This window comes from Serratia sp. BIGb0163 (assembly GCF_024809935.1).
GTDB classification, from domain to species: domain Bacteria; phylum Pseudomonadota; class Gammaproteobacteria; order Enterobacterales; family Enterobacteriaceae; genus Serratia; species Serratia quinivorans.
This window is the reverse complement of the sequence record NZ_JANUDZ010000001.1, coordinates 421117-446203: the sequence shown is the minus strand read 5'-3', so window position 1 is coordinate 446203 and position 25087 is coordinate 421117. Positions and strand designations below refer to the sequence as shown.

Sequence of the window (25087 nt, the reverse complement as noted above, 5' to 3'; positions counted from 1 at the left end):
ACCCCAGTCGCCGGGCCCTGCCCGCTTGCTGCATCGCTGATCCCTGTCTGGCGGTTACAAGCCTACTTTTAGACTGCGTTTGACAGTCAATATTGGAGAAAACCCCGCAATGTCAGTGAAAGGTCGCATCCACTCCTTCGAATCCTGTGGCACCGTAGACGGCCCAGGGATCCGCTTTATCGTTTTCTTCCAGGGCTGCCTGATGCGCTGCCTGTATTGCCACAACCGTGATACCTGGGATACCCACGGCGGGAAAGAAGTCACCGTGGAAGAGCTGATGAAAGACGCCGTCTCTTATCGCCACTTTATGAACGCTTCCGGCGGCGGCGTTACCGCTTCCGGCGGCGAGGCCATTCTACAGGCCGAATTCGTCCGCGACTGGTTCCGCGCCTGCCACGAAGAAGGTATCAACACCTGTCTGGACACCAACGGTTTTGTCCGCCGTTACGATCCGGTGATCGACGAACTGCTGGACGCCACCGATCTGGTCATGCTGGATCTCAAACAGATGAACGACGACATTCACCAAAATCTGGTCGGCGTTTCCAACCACCGCACGCTGGAGTTCGCTCGCTATCTGGCGAAACGCAATCAACGCACCTGGATCCGTTACGTCGTGGTGCCGGGTTGGTCAGATGATGACAAGTCGACGCACCTGTTGGGCGAATTCACCAAGGATATGACCAACATCGAGAAAATCGAACTGCTGCCTTACCACGAACTGGGCAAGCATAAGTGGGTGGCGATGGGGGAAGAGTACAAGCTGGACGGCGTCCATCCACCGAAAGCGGACACCATGGAACGCGTCAAAGGCATTCTGGAAAGCTACGGCCACAAAGTGATGTACTGAGGCCTTGGCAATAACAAAAAACCCGGCGCGCTATGGCCGGGTTTTTTATGCTCAGGCGGCAGCCAGCGGGGTGTGTTGCGGGTCCGGCTTTTTCAGCAGCATCATCAGATAGACCAGGGCGACTGCGGCGATCATCACAAACAGCGATTGGTCGGAATAATTTTGCATCAGCAGCGCCGTCATCGACGGGCCGAGCAGGCTGCCGATGGTGTAACTCATCAACAGTGCCTGATTCATCGCCACCAGCTCATGAGGCATCGCTTTCTCACAGGCCCAGGACATCGCGACCGGGTACAGAGTAAACCCGGCACAGCCGAGAATGAATAGCGCCGGTGCCATGGCAGAGTGACTGAGCATCGCCACGCTGGCGAGGATCACCACGAATACCTGAATACGCAGCACCAGCAGGCGCCCATAGCGATCAGCCAGGCGCCCTACCGGCCACTGGCCAACAATGCCTGAACTGACCAGTAATGCCATCCAGTAACCGACGTTGGCGTCGCTCATCCCCTGATGGGATAAATACAGCGGCATCAGGCCATACAACGAGCCGAGAACAATACCGGAGATAATACAGCCATTGATGCCCAACCGCGCACTGCGGCGCTTCAACATCGGCCAAACCGCGGCGTGTTGAGGTTCATCGTGCTGGCTGTTAACCCGGGCAAACAACATCGGCAACATGGCGCTGATCACAATGGCCGTCACCCAGGGCACCACGTTCAACAGCTCGGTAGACACCATACTCAGCAGCAGTTGGCCGACCACCGTTCCCAGGTAGTAAACCATCATATAGGCCGCCAGCAGTTGGCCACGGTTGGTCAGGTTTCCGCTGCGCAATAAGGCGCTCTCAACAATCACCCAAATCCAGGCGCAGCCGATACCGGCAAAGAAACGCCAGCCCATCCAACTCCAGAAATCGAGCGACAACGCCATACCGGCGGTCGCCACGGCGAACACCACGCAGGCAAGGTGATAACTGCGGGTAAACCCAATGCGCTGGATCAGTTTGCCCGCCATCAGCGTGCCAAACAGATTGCCGGTAAAGTAAGAGGAACTTACCATTCCCACCTGCCCGGTTGACAACTGAGCATGGGTTAACCAAAGAGGAACTAACGTATTCAATACGGCAATAGAAACCGTGAGCAACAACAGGCCACAGAGCAGCAGGAGCACTGGCCGGGAATATGCGGACATAGTGAGATTGAAACCGAACGCGCAATGAGAGTGCGCGCATCATGCCACTGGCGATAAAAAAGTCAATCAGCTCTTATCAGTGGATCGCACGATTTGTTTTTTGTCACCCTAGTGCAGGGCAACATCATCAGGAAAGTGCTCCCCCAATGACCGCTAAGACATGCGCCAATCGGGTCCCGGCGTGCCCCCTTCCCTGAGGGCAACGCCGGCTTTTCTTAGCGCGACCGGTGATAAACCATAGCCAACTGACCCGCAATTTCGGCGGTGTTCACCAATACTGCCGCATTGGCCATGGCCGAACGCCCATGGGTCGCCTGCTCAACCGCTTTCATAATGAATTTGGTTACCTGGCTGCCAGTTACGCCTTCGGCGGCCGCATTCTCGATAGCGGCCTGGATCGCTGCCTGAACGTCACGGCTGTCAATCGCATCCTCCGGTTTGGTCGGTGCTGCCACCACCATCGCCGCACTGCCCGGCAATGCGCGGTTAATATCAATCGCCTGAGCAATCTCCTCCAGACTGTCCAGCCGTTGCGGACTGCGATAGCCGCTACTGCGACAATAGAAGGCCGGGAAATCGTCCGTCTGATAGGTCACCACGGGAACGCACTGGGTTTCCAGAAACTCCAGCGTACGCCCGATATCGAGGATATTTTTGGCACCTGCGCACACCACCGTCACGTTAGTGCGGGTAAATTGAATCAAATCGGAAGAGATATCCATGCTGTCTTCTCCCCCGCGATGCACACCACCAATGCCCGCAGAGGCAAAGAAACCAATACCGGCCAGTTCGGCCAACATCAGCGACGAAGCCACCGTGGTGGCTCCCATGCTTTTTTGCGCCAGCACAAAAGGCAAATTGTTGCTGGATACTTTCGCAATGCCAGGCGTGGTGGCGAAACGTTCGATCTGTTCGCGATGCATGCCCACCAAAATTTCGCCATCGCAGATACCAATGGTCGCAGGAACCGCGCCGCTGCGGCGGACTGCCGCCTCCACCGCCAGCGCAGTCTCCACATTGGCAGGATAGTTCAGCCCGTGGGTAATGACGTTTGACTCCAGCGCAACCACCGCGTGGCGACTTTCCAGGGCGGCCTTCACTTCAGGATGAATAACCAAAGGCAGTAAATTAGCTTGCATCATGACTCACTTATCACATTAACGGAAACAGAGGGAAACAGGGCCGCTTGCAGTTGCGCGACACCTTCAGGCAGCAGCAGTTGGTAATGGTCCACCGCCAGCGAGATCACCCGCGGTGGATTGGCCTGCAGGGCCGGTGAATTTTCAAGTTGGGAATAATGGTCACCGGCCGCTTTAATAACGGTCACCGGCGCCCGAACCTGGCGTTGCTGCAGTTCCTCGAAGTTATAGCCGAAGGCATAGGTTTGCTTGACGATCTCAATGATCCGCGCCACCAGTTCCACCTGAAGCTGTGGGAAACAACGGCAAATAAAACGCACAAAATCCCCCTCTTCACGGCACTCTGCCAGACAGCGTTCAAGCAATGGCCCTTCCACCTGGCGGGCAAAAACGGAAAATAAAATCGCCACAAACACCGGATTGGTGAAGCTGACCTGCTGGTTACCCTCCTGCTCTCGGTCAAATTGCGTTTTCGGCGAACCGGGAGCAATCAGGTACAGCTCCTCCACCACCTGCCCCTCGGTCTCCAACTGGTAGGCAGCCTCGAAAGCCACGCGTGCGCCGAAGGAGTATCCCCACAGCGTATAGGGCCCCTGGGGTTGCAAGCGTCGGATTTGCGCGATATCTGCCGCCGCCATCTGCTGAATGGACTCCAGTGGCAGCTCCCCTTCGTTAATGCCCAGCGCCTGCACGCCATAAAAGGCACGCGCCTGACTCAGACTCTCTCCCAGCGCTTTCAGACTTAGCGGATAGCCTCCCAGACCTGGCCAGCAAAAAATCGCCGGTGCCTGCTGTCGATTAAAGGGCACCAAGCGCGACAACTGTGGCGCGAGATAGGCATTGCGTTCTATCCAGTCGGCCAAAGCAACGATGTTCGGCGTTTGGAACAGGATCTGCATCGGCAATTTAATATCGAGCGCTTTGTTGACCTGGTTGATAAACATGACTGCGGTGAGTGAGTTACCCCCGCTCTCAAAGAAATCATCGTCCGCAGAGACCCTTTCCCACTTCATGACCCGGCACCAGATTTCGGCCAAACGCTGTTGTAATTCGCCCTCTGGCACCACGATTGGCTTTTCGGTATTCAGTTGGCAAGCATACATACGATTAAGCGTTTGTTGGTCGACCTTACCGTTGGCCATCAGCGGTAGCTTGTCCATGACCAGCACGCGGTTCGGGATCATGTATTGTGGCAACTGCGCGGCTAAATCGGCTTTCAGCATTTCAGTTGGCCCTTGCATATGCACCCGATCCTCATCCATGCCGTCATGACTCAGCTGCGACTGGCTGAGCGGGCCGCCGATACAGAAATAACAGCTCTGCATCGGCAATCCGTGGCGGGTCAACAGCGTCCGCATCGCCTTTGCAGCAGGCAAGTCGTGCCCGCTTTTCGAACTATAGCCGGCCGACATCATCCCCAGCCCCAGCGGATTGGCTTGCAGACGATGCAGCGCACGCCCCAGCATAATGTAATGCCCCTTAGCATCGGCATGGTTGTTCACCAGCATGATGCCAAAACCCGCACGCTGGTAGACTTGCTGGTTGATAGCGATAACGTGGTGGCGTGCCAGGATCTCCTCATCCATAAAATGCAGCGAGCCCTGGCGATAGTGGTACAGCCCAGGAGACATATCGGCGACGCCCTGCGCATGAACCTGGACAAAAAATTCCGGGTGGTCGACAACGGCCTCCATATTGGCTGGCTGAATGCGAAAATCGCCGAAATAATAGTCAGTTGCGGCTCCGTCATACCACTGTGGCAACGCCCCCGGCTGGGCGCCGGAGGCTGCCTGCAGGCCATATTCTGGCAGCAGTTCATCGAACAGCCCCAACATATGACCGGCCTCCATCTCCAGAACCTCCTGAATATTGTTCTGATAAACCTGATCGATAGCCGCGCGTTTGCCGATAAAGTGGATTTCAAGGCTGCCCGTTGCCTGTTCAGGCAGTTCGCATACGCAATACAGACGGTGGTTTACAGGGTGGTAATAGTAGATCCCCGCCGGCCAGCCAAACATTCGGTGGAGCTCGAGATACATCTGAACCGAATACAGCGCCCCCGGCGATGCGTAGGCGTATTTGGGCAACAATCGTTTTTCACTGGCGAACTGGCCAAAGTTACGCAGCAGTGCGCCAAAATCCTCCACCGACAGCGCTTGCAGGTCGCTCGCCAACATGGCACGCGGGCTGCGCCCCAGAATTGACAATAATTGCGCCTCGGTAACCCGCGTCGTCCCTTCAAAGAAACGGTAACTTTTGCGGCTGAAAGCCCGATAGTTTTGCTGCGCCGTAGCCTGTGCGCCGGCAAGCGCGATTGCGGGCAATGCCCGGCACTCGTCCTCGCTGCGGCACCCCGCATTGGACAGCTGCGCCTTGACCTGTTGCCTGCTGGCCTTCGACTGATGATGCTCGCCGTGGACCCCCTGATCCATCAACGCCGCATGCTGTGAGTCCAACTCGACGCAGGCGATCAGGTTTTGATAATGCGTTCGCTCGTCTTCATTGACCATTACCGCCGCCCTTTTCACCCAGAGGTGACGCTCAATCGCCAGGCGAATTTCATCAAGCTCGATACGGTAACCGCGCAGTTTAATCTGGTTATCTGCCCGGCCGGCAAAGTGATAGCAGCCGAGGCTATCCCGATAAACCACATCGCCAGTGCGATACATGCGCGCATGTTCCGCAGCAGGGGTAAATGGATTCGTAAGAAACCGTTCAGCCGTTAACTCAGGACGCAGCAAATAGCCATTGGCCACCTGCACTCCGGAGATGTACAGCTCGCCTTTTTCACCCTCGGCCACCGGCTGACGGTGCGCATCAAGCACATAAAACGCGGTATCCTCCACCGGCCGACCTATCGAAACGGCGTCCGGCGACTGTTCCAGACCCTCTTTCTCAACCTCATGCACCGACGCATTGATGGTACATTCCGTTGGGCCATACAGGTTGATCAGGCGAGCTTGCGGCAGGCACTGAAAGAATTGCTTTGCCAGGTTGCGCGTCAATATTTCGCCACCGCAAAAGACCTGCGTTAACGCCTGGCAATCCTGCAACAGTGGCTGCTCGACCAGCGCTTGCAGCAGCGTCGGTACGCATTGCAGGCTGGTGATTTGATGACGCAGCAAGGTCGCCACCATCATATCCGGATCGCGGTAGCAATCCTTCGGTGCTATCACCAGCGAACATCCCATCGCCGGCGCCAGGATCTCCCACTGCGCCGCATCAAAGCTCATGGGCGTTTTCTGCAAAATCTTACTCTGTGCGCCAAAAGCAAAACGATGGGACAGGTAATGCATATGACGAGAAATATTAGGGTAACTGACCATTACGCCTTTCGGTTTGCCCGAACTGCCTGAGGTGTAAATCACATAAGCCAGCCGCGCAGCATCGGAAGAATCAGCAATGTCAAAAACCGCTTTGGGCAAATCAGAAAGATAAGGGATATCATTGTCGGTAATAATCGTGACATCTGGCCCGATCAGCGTTTGCAATTTTTCTTTGAGATGATATTGGCAAAGAATAACTTTTACCTCTGAGTCGGTAATCATATAACGCAACCGCTCATCGGGATATTCTGGCGCCAACGGCAAATAAGCATAACCGCTGGCCAAAATACCCCAGGCACCGCTTACCAGAGTAGTGGATGGCTCGCAGAATAAACCGATACAGACTCTGTCAGTGTTAATCCACTGCCGCAAACAGGAGGAAATACTAAAAACATGATGGCAGAAGTCGCGATAACTCAGTACGCTGTCCGCGTCTTGTACCGCAATGGCTTCGGGTTGCTGGCTGTAGTGTTGAGCCAACTGTTCAAATAGTCCCGCCGAAATATCCATTTTTACTCTATGAACGCCTCACATTTGCCAGGATCCCGGTAGGGTTGTAATGACGACGTGCTTTAGCAACACTCCCCATGCAGGGAAAATGCCGGCCTTATACAATTAGGGGATATCTGTCGTTGTCATTACTGTCGTTATCCATGCAGCTTTTCGGCATTCACCCTCTTTCAGAGTTAATAGTTGCCAGTTGGCAGATAACAACTGACGTCATTTTTTCGCAGGCATGAGCCTGAGCGACTTTTGCCCATATCCTTTGGATCTATTTATTTGTCATGGCGCTAATGGCGTAAGCATGGCGATATTTATCGCCCGTAAACTTTCACCATTAAGAAATAGCGCTGTCTGCGGCCCTGAATAACCCGTAATGCTTTTGCTTTTGCTAGCCTGCTGCTGCGCGACTAACGTCTCTGTGACGGCACCAGTCAACCACGGCGGCAAAAGAGCTTACAATAATGCTGGGCTCGGCCGCGGCCAGTACCTGACGATTTTGAATACCATAATCCACCGCGATCACCTGACAGCCAACCTGATGAGCCATCAATATGTCGTGCGTAGTATCCCCCACCATCACCGCATCGATCGCCCTGACCTGATAGTGATCCAGGATTTTGTTGCCAGACTCCGGCGCCGGTTTTTTCTCCGTTACCTGGTCAGCGCAAACCACCACATCAAACAACGGGGCAATGCCCGCCGCCGCCAATAGCGAATTTGCACTGCGTGCGAACTTATTGGTGGTCACCGCCAGATGAAAACCCTCTCCTTTCAACTGTTGCAGGCCCGCAGCGACGCCAGGAAATAACAGCGATGCCGCCATGGGTAAAATCAGCGTCTGAAACTGCCGTTGATACTCCGCCACGCAGTCGGTTACTGTCCGGCTATCGGCCTCCTGAGACAGCAATTGGGCAAAGGCACGCTCCAACGGCAGGCCTATCGTTTCACGAATCAGCTCATCCTCGGCCGGCTGCGGTAATTGCAGTTGTTGAAAGGTGGCACGAAAGGCAGAGACTATCGCTCTCGCCGTATCAAACAGGGTGCCGTCAAGGTCAAACATAATGACTCTGAGTTCAGATTTCATAGATGTCACCTTCTTGAGGGTCAGTAATTAGGGACTTTAATTAAACAGTCTTTTTTATTTTCTATTTCCGGGCGATAAACCTGCGCCTGCCAGTCATCGGCAGATACCGGCTCTATTGCAATGGAGACGACGCCGGCATCGCACTGTAATGCTTGCGTAATAGCCCGCGTTATCTCCTCTGCCAGTGCATTCTTGGCAGTTTGGGAAAGTACCTGCGGAAAGTGCTGAATTTTCACGTGCGGCATGTCTTTTTCCTTTGTAGAGTTTAATTACCCGTGCCGGGTACCAAAATATCGGTCACCAAAGTCGCCGATCCCCGGTTTCATAAAGGCCTGATCCGAGAGTCCCTGTTCAATGGATGACGTCACCAGTTGGATGTCAGGGAAACGGGCAAACAAACGTTCGACCCCCACCGGCGATGCCAATACATTAACAACATAGATATTTTCCAGCGGCACGCCTTGCTCCAACAGCGTTTCGATTGCCATGATCAGCGAACCGCCCGTGGCCAGCATAGGTTCAAATAGCAACACGGCGCGTTCGGCAATATCGTCGGGGAAATGAGAGTAGAAGTATTTGGGTAGCTTGCTTTGCGGATTGCGTTGAATAAGTATTTTGCCTATCGGCTGGCCGCTAAACATTCTGCGATACTCGCCTTCAAAACTTTCCCCGGCACGGATAACCGAAACACCGCAAATACCACGGGCAAGTTTTAGCCCCGCATAGGTTTCGCCAATGGGGGTAATCACCTCATTTTTTTCATATGGCAGTAAGGAGGCGACCTGCACCAGCAGTTGACGCAGCAGTTGATCGCTATAATATTCAAAACAGGCATGCTCCGCCTGTTTATTACGGATTTGGGTGTGCAAATAAGTAAGATAATGACTTGGGGCTAGCAGATGAATATTAGAAAGTTTCATAACCTTGTTCTTTTAACAGAGTAATAGATGCATAAGCACCGCCCTTCACCGGGTTAGGTGAAAGGAGGGCTTATATCGATTAAAAATAAAAGTCAGTCTGTAACTTATCAATATCAACAGGGAATAATCAGTCGATAAGATGCCTTTCCTTTAGCTCGCTCAATACTTTTACCGCCGCTTCGGAACAGAGATGACAGTCCGCATGGGTCAACCAGGAAACTTCTTCTATTTCGGCACTGGCTTTGACTTCACCAATAAAGTCGGCAGTAAAACAATGTATTTTCACCATTACGTCAGCGGGTTTACCATCGGCCTGCCCATGGAATTCGCCCAATGAAATAATACTGTCATTAATTAAATCAACGGAAAGTTCTTCTTTAATTTCTCGGGTAAGAGCCTCGCGATCGCTCTCTCCGATTTCCCGTTTGCCGCCAGGAATATAAAACGTCGTCTTGTTATACGAACGAACCATCAGGACTTTTTTATCCTGAATATATACCCAGCCTAATTTATCAATAAATTTTGTAGCAGGACGGTTATTCACTCTGTTGACCTCTCACTCCAGGTTAGGTGCATGCTCAAACGACGGCGGCAATTGGGGAGTTGTGGTGAACTGGTGTGCGGTGGCGCGGTACAAGGTGCATTTGGTGCGCAACCATAGCAGCTTCATCACATAAACCAGTTTTGGGTTATGCTCCTCTTCCTCCTCCACGGCTCGCGCGGTGAGCTGCCGCCACTCGCGTTCCCATAGCGGATCGCGGATATCGTCATATTCATCGGCATAAAGATGCTGGAGAGATTGTAACTTATCGGGGTGAGCCAAACTATCGGTAGCAAACAACATGCACTGCATCCCGACCCAGTAGCTGCAAAGCACGTCGCGCGCCTCTTGCTCGGGTAAATGCCTGGCGATTTGTTCCATGGCCAACAAAGACGTCAACAGGTGCAGCAGCAGAAAATTCCCCGGCGTGGTCAGGTAGATTAATGTGACCGTCTGATAGAATTGCGCCCACACCTGCTCGAGGCTCTGTTGCGTCAGCCACTCCGGCTGGCGATAAATCTCTTCATGGCCCTGTTCCAATACGCAGGCAATGCGATATTGCAGACCGGAACGCTGTAATTCAGGATGGATACGCGCCTTGATTTCCTCAGCCGGCGTTTCAATAACCGCGCTCTGCCAGGCCAGCATCTCTTCCCGCCGTTGCTGCCAGCAGTTCGCCAAACGTAGCACAGAGTCAAAGACCCTTGGCTCCCCAAGACGTGGGTCGTATCGGGAGCGTCGATGATGGCAGGGTACGTACGAATAGGCCATATAGGCCAAGCCTTCGACGATCATCACCTCATGCTCGGCCAGCAACGCCCAACCCAGATGAATGGTGCCGTGCGTCAACGAGCCCACCCAACCGTCAATCAGTTCCGGCAGGTAGCTGGCAAGCACCTGCTCACGTCCCTGCTCACGTATCTGCTGCCGGAAAAAGTCGCAATAGGCGCTAAAGCTGCTTCGTTTGCCCCGCAGGCTACGCCAGTTCGCACTATCAATCTGGTACCTGGCTTTTCTTGGTGGCTCCAACCCCATGCCGTAAGGCGTCATGGCGGCATAGCGCCGGTAATACCAGGCGATACGCTCCTCAGGCACGCCCAACCCAGACAAGGCGATAACGGCATGTTTAACATGATTGGTGAGATGCCCGTTAAACTCTATGTCGTATCGCTGATCATCTAACAGTTCATTTATCATGATGATATTTCTCGAGTGTCGATAGGATGATCCCAATGGTGATCAATGCCACTCCCAATAGCTGAATGAGATGACTGCGTCCACCTTGATTAATCACATCAAACAGCACGGCCGAGAACATCTGACCGCCAATAATTAATACCGAAGTATTTAGCGCCCCCATTTTGGGGAACACGTAGCTGCTGGTTGCAACGAACAGTGCGCCACACCCACCACCAACCCAGGCATAGGCCGGAACTTGAGCCCAATGGAACTGCCCTAGCTGTTGCCAGTAAAACGCCGCCACCAACAGGGTCAGAAATAAGAACCCCACCGAGTGATTCCATAAGGAGGTGCGAAATGCGCCAATAGAGGCACTCAGTTGGCCATTAATAACCCTGGCAGAGCTAATAATCATCCCGTTTAACAGGGCAATAAAAATAAGCGTATCCACGTCATCGCTCCCTAAAGGCTATAGATAATAAGAAAACAGCCGGAAATAATCAGAGCAGAGATATAAAGGCTACTGCGAGTCATTTTTCGTTTTTGTGAGCCGAATAAACCGAAGTGATCTGAGACAAACCCGAATAATAATTGCCCAACCAGGCCAAGAGAAATTGTGCTGGAGAGAGGAATGCCACCGTTAATTGCCATCGTAGCCAAAATAACGGTAAAGGCTCCGGGAATGCCGCCAAGATAGAGCCACCAGGATCGTTTCTGTGGTTTATTATTCGATTCCTGAGGATTTTTTTTAACAAATAATAGAATAAGCAGCAATGAACTCAACATGCCAATACCGTGAGCCACCCAAGAGGCGACGACAGAAGAGGTTTGTTCAGACAGAGCGCTGTTGGCTTGAAACATTAAGGTAAGAAAAAAACCGCTAAGTATAGCGATAAAAATATTTTTAAAATTGCCTATCATAATGTGTAACCTGCGCATTAAAAAACCACTAAGGTGATTTTACAATCCTTGTACAGCAAAGCCTAAGAACGATGCCAAGAAGCTTTTACTCATATAATCCGCAAAAAAAACTACACCCATCGATAAAGCATGTCAATGGAATGTTAAGATTGATTTAATAATTCATTAAACTTAAACATTCGGGGAATTGATGATGGAACAGAGGGGGTGAGGCACTGGCGATAACCAGCCCTTTTATGGCTCGATGTGGAGGGTAAACCAGGAACGGCCGCCAGCTTTGGCGACCGTTCCTTTGTATCAGAAATGCAGTTCTAAAGATTCAACTTCAGCAGAGCATTCGGTAGCCCAGGCGCTCAGAGTGATCTGCGCCAATTGCGCCAGCCCCTGATAGAAAGGATGTTGCGCATTCGCCTGCAGCAATTCCAGATAGCGCGGTGCCCAAGGCAGCAAATGTTTGGTCAGCAATTGCTCCACCAACCCACCCTGACGCTCTTCGGCCAACCATGCCACCATCATCAACAAAGTACCGATGTGATCTTCCGGCTCATTGCGATCGTGTTGCGCGTCGATACCATTGGAACGCAACCACCTGCGCAGACGCAAAGTGGAATTGCCAAACAGCACGTTCTCTTTGTCCAGATACACCGAACCCCATAACGGAGCCGGTAAGGTGTCAGGCCCGACAAACAGACGTTGGTAAGCCTCTGCCAACGACTCCTCTTGTTTATCTTCAATGCCGGTGGCAATCAGTGCTGCCGCCGTCTGCAACTGCTCGGCGTCGCCATACGGCCACTCTTTGACCCACTCAGATTCAGACAAGGTTGCCAACAGCTGTTGACCGTCTTCACTTTCTGGCGGTGCATACAACAACACACCCAGCACCCGGCCCGTTAAAGCGATATTTTCAAGCGTCATAAATCAAGGATCCTATTAAGGGCACAGCGAACTGTGCCTGACTACAATATTAACCGGCTACCGCCATGCCAACGGTCATATGCAGGCCGTAGAACACACCACGGCCTACCAACTCACCGGCGATAACCAAAATCAAACCTAAAACCATCCCCATCACGCTCGCGTTACCCCGGCGCAACAGTGGGCAAATCCAACAGCCTAAACCTGATACCACCAACACCAGCCGCCCAACCATTAACTGGCCATATTGCGGGATCAGCGTGGAGGCCTGCTGTACCGAGCTATTGATACTGGCCAACTCATAGCCTTGCATCATCACCGCGCACAGGCTTGCCAACAGTGCCACCACGCTAAGAATAGCCAGTGAATAGCGGGCTGATACCGCTAATCCAGCCGCACGCAGCAATAAAACGCCCAGCAACGGCCCGCAGATCAGCGTCGTCAGGAAAAAGTTCAGCGTAGTGTAACCGTTATGCCAGGTTGGCACAGTATCGATTTGATACACCCGCGTCATGGCGTAAACAAAGACCACGCCCAGAACCATGGTCACCCACAGCCACACTTTACCCAACGCCGGTGGCATTCTGCCCAGTATCGCCAGCAGCCAATAAAAACCACCGACGGCAAAGAACAACGCGCCACTGGCAATTTCGTTGCTCAACGCCGAAGCGCCAATGCGGTTTAACGAGTTGAACGCGCGTAACGGTGACCCCAGGTGCAGCGTAGAAGCGACAAAAGCGATGCCCATCAGCAACCACAAACAGAACATTGAGCGATGAACTGCCCGGCCCTGCTGTTCGTTCAGATTGCCACCGATCACCGCCCCCGCCATGACCAAGGTCGCTCCCACCACTGATTGCCCCAATACGGTAAACAGCATCAGCGGCCATTCATGCCATCCCATGCCCATATTAAACCTCCTTCGGATTGGCCAAATAGCCCGTGGTATCGCCACATGGCCGGCTATTGGCATTGGGTTTCAGCACTATGCTCGGCCGGGTAAAATGCGCCGCCGGCAGCGGAGCCATCTGTGCCAGGGTGCCATGCTGCTGCCGTAATTGTTCGATTGGGCCAAAGTCCAGTGCCCGTAGCGGACAGGACTCCACGCAAATAGGCTTGTTGCCCTCCGCCACCCGTTCATGGCAACCATCACATTTGGTCATGTGTCCTTTGGCTGCATTGTATTGTGGTGCGCCGTACGGGCAGGCCATATGGCAATAGCGGCATCCAATGCACACCTCTTCATTCACCACCACAAAACCGTCCTCCTGCTTATGCATCGCGCCAGTCGGGCACACTTTGGTGCAGGCAGGATCTTCACAATGGTTGCAGGCGATCGACAAGTAATAGGCAAACACGTTTTGTTGCCAGCCTTCGCCATCCTGTTGCCAATCACCCCCGGCATATTCGTAGACGCGGCGGAAGCTGACGTCCGGCGTCAGGTTTTTATAGTCTTTGCAGGCCAGTTCGCAGGTTTTGCAGCCGGTGCAACGACTTGAATCGATAAAGAATCCATATTGCTGAGTCATTGGCTACCCCTTATACCTTTTCGATTTGGATCAGATTGGTATGCTGCGGATTCCCCTTGGCCAACGGCGAAGGCCGGTGGGTGGTCAGGGTATTCATGCAGGCACCGTGGTCGACCCGATCGCCACTCATATTGGCCTGATGCCAGGCTCCCTGCCCCATAGCGACCACACCCGGCATGATGCGCGGCGTCACCTTGGCTTCGACACGGACCTCACCACGCCCATTGAATACCCGCACCTGGTCGCCGGCGATGATGCCCCGAGAGTGAGCATCCAATGGATTGATCCACACCTCCTGGCGGCAAGCCGCCTGCAGAACATCGATATTGCCGTACGAGGAATGGGTGCGGGCCTTGTAGTGGAAACCAAACATTTGCAGCGGGTAGGTGTTACGCAGCGGATCGTCCCAACCTTCAAAGGTCGAGGCATAAACCGGTAACGGACTGATGGTTTCGTCTTTCTCCAACTGCCAGTCGTTGGCGATCTCGGCCAACCTGCTGGAATAGATCTCTATCTTGCCGGACGGCGTTTTTAACGGGTTCGCTTCGGGATCCTGACGGAAATTTTTATAAGCCACGAAATGGCCATTGGGATCTTTACGCTTGTAGATCCCCATGCTACGCAACGCTTCATAGCCCGGCAGCAGCGGATCCCGCGCCTGCATTTTGGCGTATAAATGCTGCAGCCACTGCGCCTGGGTACGCCCTTCGGTGAATTTCTGATGTACTTCTGGCCCTAAACGGCGCGCCACTTCACTCAGCACTTCATAAATGCCCTTACGTTCAAATTTGGCGGCGGTGGCAGGTTGAATAAAGATCAGATACCCCATGTTGCCGGCATAGTCGTTGGGAATGATATCTTCCTGTTCAACCGTCATCAGGTCCGGCAGCAGAATATCGGCATATTTCGCCGACGAGGTCATAAAGTTCTCAATCACCACGATCATTTCGCACTGAGAATCGTCCTGCAAAATATCGTGCGTTTTATTGATGTCAGAGTGCTGATTGGTGATGGTGTTACCGGCATAGTTCCAGATGAACTTGATCGGCACGTTCAGTTTTTCCTGGCCACGCACCCCATCACGCCTGGCGGTCATCTCCGGGCCTCGTACAATGGCATCGGTCCAGCTAAAGCAGGAGATCTGCGCTTTGACCGGGTTGGTCAATACCGGCATACGCTCAATGGTAATGGTATAGGTTGATTCACGCGCGCCGCTGTTGCCGCCATTAATGCCGACATTGCCGGTCAGGATCGGCAGCATGGCGATGGCCCGCGAGGTCAGTTCACCATTGGCCTGCCGCTGAGGCCCCCAGCCCTGGCAGATATAGGCCGGTTTGGCGCTGCCGATTTCGCGCGCCAGTTTGATAATGCGCGCTGCCGGAATACCGGTAATTTTCGCCGCCCACTGCGGCGTTTTCTCGACGCCATCGTCACCCAACCCAAGAATGTAAGCTTTGTAGTGGCCATTTGTCGGGGCGTCGGCGGGTAAGGTTTTTTCGTCGTAGCCAACGCAATACCGATCCAGAAACGGCTGATCGACCAGGTTTTCGCTGATCAACACGTGCGCCAATCCAGCCACTAATGCCGCATCCGTACCTGGGCGAATCGGGATCCATTCATCCTCACGCCCGGCGGCGGTATCGGTATAACGTGGGTCGATAACAATCATCCGCGCATTGGAACGTTCACGCGCCTGCTCCAGATAATAAGTGATGCCGCCCCCGCTCATTCGCGTCTCGGCCGGGTTGTTACCAAACATCACCACCAGTTTGCTGTTTTCAATATCCGAAGTACTGTTGCCCAGATTGCTGCCATAGGTATAAGGCATGGCGCAGGCGATTTGCGCAGTGCTGTAAGTACCGTATTGGCTAAGGTAACCGCCATAGCAATTCATCAGACGGGCGACCAACGAGGCATTTGGCGATGAGCGGGTGATATTGCCGCCGACAATACCCGAGGTGTAATTGATATATACCGCTTCGTTGCCGTACTGTTCGACGATACGCTTCAGATTGTTGGCGATGGCGTCATAAGCTTCGTCCCAACTGATACGTTTGAACTTGCCTTCACCACGCTTACCGACGCGTTTCATGGGATAATTCAAGCGGTCAGGATGGTTCATGCGGCGACGAATAGAGCGGCCGCGTAAACAGGCTCGAACCTGATGGTCGCCGTATTCATCCAGACCGGTGTTATCGGTTTCGACCCAATACACTTCGTCGTCGCGCACGTGTAAACGCAAGGCACAGCGACTGCCACAGTTAACCGAACAGGCACCCCAGACCACTTTGTCCTGCGAGGCTTGCAGCACACTTTCGTTAATTGAAACCGCTAATGCGCGGCGACTAAATGGCAATGCTATGCCACCGACGGCCAGCGCCAGCCCGACGATACCGCTGGATTTTACCAACGTGCGACGACTGAATCCCCCAGACTCCTGACGGTTTGTTTTGTTTTCCGACATAACTCACTCCACGTTTTACCCTGGTATTGATAAACGTCATGCCCTTCACTCAAGGCGGCGAACAGAGGAGACAGATTCGGTGTCTGTTGATGAGCCTGAACAAAGACCCTCCTCTCTGAGAGGATATTACTCAGAAGTGGGTAGTGAACTTTGTCTGCTATCAATAAAGCGGGGGAAGTATCTGAAAGAAAAAAGGCTTTCGAACAAAGGGGTAATAATTTTCTTATAAAAAAAGCGCCCGCAGGCGCTTTTCGTAACATAACTAACTCGTTAACCGATATATTCCAGGCCACCCATATATGGGCGTAATACTTCCGGAACCTGAATACGGCCATCAGCCTGCTGGTAGTTTTCCAGCACTGCTACCAGCGTACGACCTACTGCCAGACCAGAACCGTTCAGCGTATGCACCAGGCGCGGCTTCTTCTCGGTTTTGCTGCGGCAACGGGCCTGCATGCGGCGTGCCTGGTAATCCCACATGTTGGAGCAGGATGAGATCTCACGGTAAGTGTCCTGCGCCGGCAGCCACACTTCCAGATCGTAGGTCTTGCAAGAGCCTGCGCCCATGTCACCGGTACACAGCAACATTTTACGGTATGGCAGGTTCAGCAACTGCAGCACTTTCTCTGCATGACCGGTCAGCTCTTCCAGCGTAGCCATCGAGTCTTCCGGACGGACGATCTGCACCATCTCAACTTTGTCGAACTGGTGCATGCGGATCAAACCACGGGTGTCACGGCCATAAGAACCGGCTTCGGCACGGAAACAAGGCGTATGCGCAGTCATCTTCAGTGGCAGAGATTCCTCTTCCAGGATCTCGTCGCGCACCAGGTTGGTCAATGGCACTTCTGCGGTTGGGATCAGTGCGTAGTTGCTGCTGTCGGATTCTTCTTCCAGCGGTTTGGTGTGGAACAAGTCTTCACCAAATTTCGGCAACTGGCCGGTACCGAACAGTGTGGCATGGTTAACCAGGTAAGGAACGTAAGTTTCCTGGTAGCCGTGTTGTTCGGTATGCAGATCCAGCATGAACTGGGACAACGCGCGGTGCATACGGGCAATTTGCCCTTTCATCACCACAAAGCGTGAACCGGTCAGTTTTACCGCAGCGGCAAAGTCCAGACCACCGGCCATTTCGCCCAGATCGACGTGATCGCGTACCGCGAAATCATACTGGCGCGGCTCGCCCCAGCGGCTGACTTCCAGGTTATCGCTGTCGTCTTTACCGTCTGGTACTTCATCGTCAGGCAGGTTCGGGATCGCCAACGCATAGTCACGGATTTCAGCCTGCAGCTGATCCAGCGCGGCCTTGGCCGTGTCCAGCTTGTCACCCAGTTCGTTTACTTCGCGACGCAGCGGCTCAATGTCTTCCCCGCGCGCTTTAGCCGCGCCGATGGATTTCGATCGGGAGTTACGTTCTGCCTGCAGCGTTTCGGTTTCTACCTGCAGAACTTTACGACGCTCTTCTTGAGAACGCAGCAGATCCAGATCGAGTTTAAAGCCTCGGCGAGCCAGTTTGACGGCGACTGCGTCTAGCTCATTACGCAGCAGATTGGGATCGAGCATGCTAATCCTGTGCTTATTGTTATTGAAAGAAAATTTGATGTTTTATTCGGCTGAATTTATAGCCGTATAAAGGAAGAGTGATACCCGCTAACCTTACCGCAACGGCAACGCTAGCGGTAGCGTTTTGTCTGGCTATTTTGATCCTGCTCAGCCAGCCATGCCAGCTTTTCACCAATTTTACCTTCCAGCCCGCGCGTGGTTGGATGATAGTAACGCGTCCTGGCCATTTCGGGTGGGAAGTAATCCTCACCGGCGGCATAGGCATTGGGCTCATCGTGAGCGTAACGATATTCTGCACCCAGCCCCATTTCCTTCATCAGCTTGGTTGGCGCATTGCGCAGATGCTCGGGTACATCATAATCAGCCATCTCTTTGGCATCACGTATTGCCGCTTTGAAGGCTGTGTAAACCGCGTTGCTTTTTGGCGCGCAGGCCAAATAGACGATAGCCTGAGCAATCGCCCTTTCGCCTTCCGCCGGGCCGACGCGGGTAAAGCAGTCCCAGGCCGCGATGGCTACCTGCATGCCACGCGGGTCGGCATTACCCACATCTTCAGAAGCAATCGCCAGCAACCGGCGCGCCACATACAGTGGATCGCCCCCGGCGGTAATAATACGTGCATACCAGTACAACGCAGCATCCGGCGCTGAACCACGCACCGATTTATGCAGCGCCGAGATCAGATCGTAAAAGCGGTCGCCTTTATTATCGAAACGCGCACTGCGTTCGCCAGAGACCTCTTTCAGTAATTCCGGCGTCAACACGCGAATGCCTTTGGCGTTGATCTCCGCCATGTCCGCCATCATCTCCAGGCTGTTCAGCGCCCGACGAGCGTCGCCGCCAACCAGCTCCGACAACATGCGGCGCGTCTCTTCCGGCAGTTCGATATTCTGGCCGCCAAAGCCCCGGCTGCTGTCCTGCATCGCCTGATCCAGCACCTGGCTGATATCTTCGGCAGTCAGTGCCTTCAGCAAATAAACACGGGCCCGTGACAACAGCGCCGAGTTAAGCTCAAAAGACGGGTTTTCGGTGGTGGCGCCGATAAAGGTGATGGTGCCGTCTTCAATGTGCGGCAGGAAGGCATCCTGCTGGCTTTTGTTGAAGCGATGGACCTCATCGACAAACAGGATAGTGCGGCGACCGGCGTCACGGTTTTGGCGTGCACGCTCGATCGCCTCGCGGATCTCTTTGATCCCGGACGTGACGGCAGAAATACGCTCGACGTCCGCCTGACCATAACGACCGATCAATTCTGCCAGCGTCGTTTTCCCGGTGCCCGGTGGCCCCCACAGAATCATCGAGTGCAGTTGCCCCGCCTCGATTGCACGCGGCAAAGGCTTGCCGGCGGCCAGCAGATGTTGCTGGCCGATATACTGTGCCAGCGTGGTCGGCCGCATCCGCGCGGCCAACGGCTGGAATTCATTCTGGGAAAAATCGAGCGACATATTACTCACGCGGACCTCACTGGCGCTGGTCGTCCAGCGTCACCCCCTTCGGCGGGGTAAATTTAAATTTGCTGGCATCGGCAGCAACATTCTGCTGGCTTTTCAGCGTGTAAGAGCTGCGCTGGCCGTCCTGCTCAACCGCGGCAAAACTACGGATAGTGCCGCTGTTATCCACGCTGATGGCGAACTGTTTCAGGTTGCCGCTGCTGGATTTTGGCGTCAGCTCGAAATCATTACCCTTCTGTTTAACGTTGTACTGTTTCCAGTCATTGGCGTTATTGCGGGTGATCAGCATAAACGGCGTATTGCCGGTGGCATTTTTCAGCCAGGTGGCGGTCACCTGCTCAACAAAGGGGTTGTAGAACCACAGGGTCTGACCGTCTGATACCAGCACGCTCTCATCCGGCGAGGTCATGTGCCAGTTAAACAGGTTGGGACGCTTCACCCAAAGTTCACCTTCACCCTGCTGTACCGCAGCGCCATCGCTGCTGGTCACGGTCTGGGAGAAGCTGGCGTGGAAACTGTTCACTTTCGCCAGGCGACTTTGCAAATCCTGCGCGGCGTCGGCCAGCACGGAGGTGGAAGCGAATCCCGAAAGCAGACAACAGGCAACTAACAGTTTTTTCATTATTCCAGATACCTTATGAAATGCGTTAACCGCAAGGCGATGCCGTGCGGGTCAAATGAACCCCAACATCTTCACTCTACCCGAAGCCATTCGCCGGCAGATAGGCCAATGTTCCGAGAAGCCGATGGGTTTACGCTTCTTTGCACAAGGGCCGCTAAGCGGCCCTTTTATGATTATATAACAACGATTAAAACTTCATCAGTCATGCCGTGGCGGTGCCAGCACCTCGCGGTTGCCGTTGTGCCCCTGCTCGCTGACGATGCCCTGCGCTTCCATCTGTTCGATGATACGCGCGGCGCGGTTATAACCGATGCGGAACTGGCGCTGTACGCCGGAGATAGAGGCACGGCGTTTATCCACCACAAACTCCACCGCCTGATCAAACAGCGGATCCAGCTCTTCGTCACCGTCCAGACCGCCGCCAGTTCCACCCTCACCGTCGTCACCGGCGCTGAGGATACCCTCTTTATATTGAGGTCGCTCACGCGCTTTCCAATCCTTAACCACCGCATGCACTTCCTGATCGCGCACAAATGCACCATGCACACGGACCGGAATCGAGGAGTTAGGGGCCAGATACAGCATGTCACCCATCCCCAACAGGGATTCAGCGCCGCCCTGATCGAGGATAGTACGGGAGTCAATCTTGCTGGACACGGTAAAGGCGATACGGGTCGGGATGTTGGCCTTGATCAGGCCAGTGATCACATCCACCGACGGACGCTGGGTTGCCAGCACCAGGTGGATCCCCGCCGCACGCGCTTTCTGCGCCAGACGAGCGATCAATTCCTCAACCTTTTTACCGACCGTCATGATGAGATCGGCAAACTCGTCGACCATCACCACGATATAAGGCTCTTTCTCCAGTACCGGCGGCGTCATGTCCATGCTGTCGGTTGGTTTCCAGAACGGATCCGGGATCGGGCGCCCCATGGCTTCCGCCTGATCGACGCGCTCGTTATAACCTGCCAGATTACGCACGCCCAGTGCAGACATCAGCTTGTAGCGACGCTCCATCTCGGCAACACACCAACGCAGTGCGTTAGCGGCGTCTTTCATGTCGGTTACCACATCCGTCAACAGGTGCGGAATGCCTTCATATACCGACAGTTCCAGCATTTTCGGGTCGATCATGATAAAGCGCACTTCTTTCGGCGTGGCCTTATACAAGATGCTCAGGATCATGGCATTGACCCCAACCGATTTACCGGAACCGGTGGTCCCCGCTACCAGCAAGTGTGGCATTTTCGCCAAATCGGCCACCACCGGCTCGCCGGAAATGTCTTTACCCAGGACGATCGCCAATGGTGACGGATTATCGCGGAACGCCGGGCAGTCCAGCACTTCGCGCAGATACACCGTCTGACGTTTGACGTTAGGCAGTTCCAACCCGACGTAAGGCTTGCCGGGGATCACTTCAACCACACGTACCGCCGAGGTTGACAGTGAACGCGCCAAGTCGCGCGACAGGTTGGAAATACGCGCAGCCTTGACGCCCGGAGCCAAATCCAGCTCGAAGCGGGTGATGACCGGGCCTGGCAAAATATCTACCACGTCGGCTTTCACCCGGTAATCGGCCAGGCTGGCTTCCACCAAACGCGCCTTTTGTTCCAACGCGAAGGAATCCACCGGCTCCACCTCTTTCGGGGCTTCGGTCAGCAGATCCAGCGTCGGCAACGGCGTGGTCGGTTTTTGCAACGGCATTTCGTTACGCATCAGGAACGGGTGGATCAGGCTGTCCATCGCCGGCTGCTGCACAGCGGCAGGCTCCGGTTGCGCCACAGGTTGCTGATAGGCAGGCGGCTGTTGCTGCACAACCGGTTGCTGCTGCGGTTGTTGATAAGCAGGCTGCGCAGGTTGATAAGGTTGTTGTACCGGCGGGGTCTGAGGCTGCGACGGATAAGCCGACGCGGCTGGCTCAAACTGACCGAACGGCACATCATCTTCACGCTCGCTTTGCAGCTCAATACGTTCTTCCATCTGCGGCGACAGGGTGAACAGTGGCTCAACCGGGCCATCATCAACCAAATCATCCATCGGTGAGAAGCCGAACGCATTGCGGGTATCTACCGGCGTAGTTGGCGCCACCGATGGCGCGGCGGCTGGCTGGCCATAGCGCTGGCTTTGCTGGTCGGCAAATGCCTGACGCAGCGCGGCTTCCTGCAGAGCAGCTTCATCATCCAGATTATCCGCCTCAGGCTCCCCGCCGTAACGCTGGCTTTGCTGCTCGGCAAACGCCTGGCGCAAGGCTGCTTCCTGCAGGGCTTCATCATCTTGATCTTGCGAAAGATTATCAGCCTGCTGCAGTGGCTCGTCGTCCTCACGGGTGCGTTGTTCCTGTTCGGCCATACGCTGCGAAGGCAGCTTGATGCCGTAGGAAGCCAGCTCACGCCGGGTCGGAATACGTACCGGGTTCGGGCGCGGCAATTCAGGGCCGAGGCCTTGTTTCACCTGCGAGTTCGCGTCACTGGTGGCGGTAAAGGCCGGCATAAAGGTATTGGCGGCAACGGCACCGGCAATTGCCGTCGCTGCGGCGGGTGCCTGAGGTTTCGCGCTGCCAAACGGTGAAACGGCAGACTCGGCGGCACTGAAACCGGCCGGAGCACTGACATCAACATGATCACGTTGTGCGGCAGAGAAATCAAATGGGGAGCGGTCGTGCGACGGCGATACGGCCGGAGCATCCCAATTCCCCATACGCGGCTCATCGTCATCCCGGTAAGGGTCGACCGGGCGCGTCGTCTTCGGCGTTGGCGTCTCTTCAGGGATTTCAAACGAGTACAGCGGCGGCGCGGTGTTTTCCGCTACCGCGCTCATCGGATGCTGGTTCACCGAGGCCGGAGCCACCGGTGCCGCAGTAACCGACGGTGCCTGAGCGACAACAGGTGCGCTGGCTGGCGCTGGCGCAACCGGTACGATATCCGCATCTTCGTCATCATGAGCCCGCAGGCCGCTGAGCAATGGATCTTCGGCATCTTCCGCCGCCATTTTCGCGGTTTCCGTGACCGAAGGCGCAGAGAACAATACGTCATCTTCCGCTGCATTGGCCGCCGTCGCCGTGGTAGCCGCAGCAAGCGCGGCTTCCTTGTCTGCAGATTCGGGTTGCTCTTCGACGTAGCGGTCGTCATCGTCGTGATAACGGTCTTCACGGCGTGAACGGTTGGTCATAAAGGTCGCCGTCCCCAGCACCACGCCGCCGATACGCTCGGCGATCACCAGCCAGGACCAGCCGGTAAACAGTGTCAGCCCCGCAGCCCAAACGCACAGCAGCCCCAGGGTGGCACCAATGCCGTTGAACCAAGGTAACATGGCGTTGCTCAGCAAACTGCCGATCACACCGCCGGAGGCGAAGTAATAGAGATCGTCGACATTCAATGCCGCCAGGCCACACGAAGTGAGCACCAGCGCCAACGTGCCGATCAGGCGCAGTGAAAGCGCAAAATAATCGATGTATTCGCCGCCGCTGCGCTGACGATAAGCCGCCCAGCACAACACCAGCATGATCGGCGGTATCGCATAGGCGAGTACCCCGAAGGTGAAGAACAATGTGTCGGCCATCCAGGCCCCGACGCCACCGCCCAGGTTATGAATTGGCTCATGCCACGCGGTCTGCGACCAGCTTGGGTCAGATGGATTGAAACTGACCAAGGCAGCCATGAGGTAAATGGCAAAAATGGCTACCACAATCAACACAGCTTCGAGCAAACGGCGGCCGCTGCTGAGTTTTCTCAAGGTAACTTCTTTATCTTCTGTATATTCCTGGCTCAAGAAAGGCTCTCCAGGTTCCTGTTAGCTGACATAGCAACAGCGCCGAGAAGCTTCCCCGGCGCCGAAACTGTATGAATAAACAGGAGTGTAACCAATTTAATCAGGTTTTGCACCTGCACCCTACCGTGTTTTGATAACCAGACGGTTACTCTGTTTCACTTCTTCCATTACCACGTACGTACGGGTGTCGTTAACCCCCGGCAGACGCAGCAAGGTTTCACCGAGCAACTTACGGTAAGCCGACATATCCGGCACGCGGGTTTTCAACAGATAGTCGAAATCACCGGACACCAGATGACACTCCTGAATTTCTTCAAGTTTCTGTACTGCCGAGTTGAATTGCTCAAACACATCCGGCGCACCGCGGTTCAACGTGATTTCTACGAAGACCAGCAGGGACGCATCCAAATAATGCGGGTTGAGCAAAGCGGTATAACCATGAATAAAACCCTGGCGCTCGAGGCGGCGCACACGTTCTAAACATGGGGTTGGGGATAACCCCACGCGCTTGGAAAGCTCAACGTTCGAAATACGCCCATCCTTCTGCAGTTCGTTCAGGATGTTGCGGTCGATACGGTCGAGATCTTTACCCGGGCGTTTCTTATTGTCTGCCATTATTATTGTCTCTCTTATTTTCTTCCCTGCACTTGCCACACCCCAACCAACGTCAATGTGTAAGGGTTCGTTCCAAGCGAAGACCCAATGCCTGTCATATGCTTCACTACCATCATCACCCCTTGTGCAGCCTGTCTGTCAACTCTGCACCGGGTTTTTAAATGACGTTATCGCAAGAAGAATTACCCCCGCTTGCACGGTGTCCCCTCACCTGCCACACGAAGCTTCAGCAACGGCGCAAAATTCCGCACCAACGCTGTAAATACGTACGATTTACTGTAGGGACAGGGATAATTTCTTCTTCCTATGATGTTTTCGCAAATGCGCAGCGGATTGTCAAAGTAAAAGAAGCAAAATCAGAAGAACGTACCGTCATGAAAAGTTAGCACCCCGTTTTTAGTTATGAATCGCTGGCTTGAAAAGCCCGCCGTCAAGGCACCCCAAGCCGCTAATGGGCTGTTTCCAGTCAATGGCGCAGGGAGCGGCGCTGAGTGGCTTC

General features: G+C 54.3%; 20 protein-coding genes. 1 reads left to right on the top strand and 19 read right to left on the bottom strand.

Annotated elements, in window-relative coordinates; translation table 11 throughout:
* Positions 1–109: 109 nt before the first annotated feature.
* On the top strand, positions 110–850 hold the full coding sequence (pflA, locus tag M2406_RS02100) for a pyruvate formate lyase 1-activating protein (RefSeq protein WP_012006131.1): 741 nt from the start codon (positions 110–112) through the stop codon (positions 848–850).
* A gap of 51 nt (positions 851–901) precedes the next feature.
* On the opposite strand, the gene M2406_RS02095 is transcribed toward pflA, so the two are convergent.
* From M2406_RS02095 to lrp, 19 genes are all read right to left on the bottom strand, one after another.
* A complete protein-coding gene (locus M2406_RS02095) occupies positions 902–2047 on the bottom strand; it encodes an MFS transporter (protein WP_012006130.1) in 1146 nt (381 codons plus the stop codon).
* Positions 2048–2262: 215 nt separating this feature from the next.
* Positions 2263–3189: a pseudouridine-5'-phosphate glycosidase gene (locus M2406_RS02090; RefSeq protein ID WP_259188337.1), complete on the bottom strand. Its 927-nt coding sequence runs from the start codon at positions 3187–3189 to the stop codon at positions 2263–2265.
* Positions 3186–7022: an amino acid adenylation domain-containing protein gene (locus M2406_RS02085; protein WP_259188336.1), complete on the bottom strand. Its 3837-nt coding sequence runs from the start codon at positions 7020–7022 to the stop codon at positions 3186–3188. The genes M2406_RS02090 and M2406_RS02085 overlap by 4 nt, the downstream gene beginning before the upstream one ends.
* A gap of 382 nt (positions 7023–7404) precedes the next feature.
* On the bottom strand, positions 7405–8100 hold the full coding sequence (locus M2406_RS02080; RefSeq protein ID WP_218215990.1) for an HAD family hydrolase: 696 nt from the start codon (positions 8098–8100) through the stop codon (positions 7405–7407).
* Between the two features lie 20 nt (positions 8101–8120).
* Positions 8121–8345 (bottom strand): tautomerase family protein, encoded by a 225-nt coding sequence (locus M2406_RS02075; RefSeq protein ID WP_017892267.1) that lies wholly within the window; start codon positions 8343–8345, stop codon positions 8121–8123.
* A gap of 24 nt (positions 8346–8369) precedes the next feature.
* Positions 8370–9020: a uracil phosphoribosyltransferase gene (upp, locus tag M2406_RS02070; RefSeq protein WP_115182838.1), complete on the bottom strand. Its 651-nt coding sequence runs from the start codon at positions 9018–9020 to the stop codon at positions 8370–8372.
* 127 nt (positions 9021–9147) lie between these two features.
* Entirely contained in the window at positions 9148–9564 is a 417-nt protein-coding gene (locus M2406_RS02065; protein WP_259188333.1) for an NUDIX domain-containing protein, read from the bottom strand.
* Positions 9565–9576: 12 nt separating this feature from the next.
* Entirely contained in the window at positions 9577–10758 is a 1182-nt protein-coding gene (locus tag M2406_RS02060) for a questin oxidase family protein (RefSeq protein ID WP_259188331.1), read from the bottom strand.
* Positions 10748–11191 (bottom strand): DMT family transporter, encoded by a 444-nt coding sequence (locus tag M2406_RS02055; RefSeq protein ID WP_012006122.1) that lies wholly within the window; start codon positions 11189–11191, stop codon positions 10748–10750. Before M2406_RS02055 ends, M2406_RS02060 begins: the two co-directional genes overlap by 11 nt.
* Positions 11192–11202: 11 nt before the next feature.
* Complete coding sequence (locus M2406_RS02050; protein ID WP_012006121.1) at positions 11203–11661, bottom strand: DMT family transporter; 459 nt, start codon at positions 11659–11661, stop codon at positions 11203–11205.
* Positions 11662–11958: 297 nt separating this feature from the next.
* Positions 11959–12576, bottom strand: coding sequence for a Tat proofreading chaperone DmsD (gene dmsD, locus M2406_RS02045; protein ID WP_259188329.1), 618 nt, complete (start codon positions 12574–12576; stop codon positions 11959–11961).
* A 49-nt stretch (positions 12577–12625) separates the two neighbouring features.
* Positions 12626–13486: a dimethyl sulfoxide reductase anchor subunit family protein gene (locus tag M2406_RS02040; protein WP_259188326.1), complete on the bottom strand. Its 861-nt coding sequence runs from the start codon at positions 13484–13486 to the stop codon at positions 12626–12628.
* Position 13487: 1 nt separating this feature from the next.
* Positions 13488–14105 (bottom strand): DMSO/selenate family reductase complex B subunit, encoded by a 618-nt coding sequence (locus M2406_RS02035; protein ID WP_259188325.1) that lies wholly within the window; start codon positions 14103–14105, stop codon positions 13488–13490.
* A gap of 10 nt (positions 14106–14115) precedes the next feature.
* A complete protein-coding gene (ynfE, locus tag M2406_RS02030; RefSeq protein ID WP_259188322.1) occupies positions 14116–16569 on the bottom strand; it encodes a selenate/tellurate reductase subunit YnfE in 2454 nt (817 codons plus the stop codon).
* Positions 16570–16839: 270 nt separating this feature from the next.
* Positions 16840–18132 carry a serine--tRNA ligase gene (gene serS / locus M2406_RS02025; protein ID WP_017892260.1) on the bottom strand — a complete coding sequence of 431 codons (1293 nt, stop codon included), beginning with the start codon at positions 18130–18132 and terminating at the stop codon, positions 16840–16842.
* A gap of 110 nt (positions 18133–18242) precedes the next feature.
* Positions 18243–19586 (bottom strand): replication-associated recombination protein A, encoded by a 1344-nt coding sequence (locus M2406_RS02020; protein WP_012006115.1) that lies wholly within the window; start codon positions 19584–19586, stop codon positions 18243–18245.
* 7 nt (positions 19587–19593) lie between these two features.
* Positions 19594–20205, bottom strand: coding sequence for an outer membrane lipoprotein chaperone LolA (gene lolA / locus M2406_RS02015; protein ID WP_037421903.1), 612 nt, complete (start codon positions 20203–20205; stop codon positions 19594–19596).
* Positions 20206–20403: 198 nt separating this feature from the next.
* The gene (locus tag M2406_RS02010) at positions 20404–23973 is read right to left on the bottom strand and encodes a DNA translocase FtsK 4TM domain-containing protein (protein ID WP_259188312.1); all 3570 of its coding nucleotides are present in this window, start codon (positions 23971–23973) and stop codon (positions 20404–20406) included.
* A gap of 120 nt (positions 23974–24093) precedes the next feature.
* Positions 24094–24588, bottom strand: a complete 495-nt coding sequence (gene lrp, locus M2406_RS02005) for a leucine-responsive transcriptional regulator Lrp (protein WP_004928318.1) — start codon at positions 24586–24588, stop codon at positions 24094–24096.
* Positions 24589–25087 lie beyond the last annotated feature (499 nt).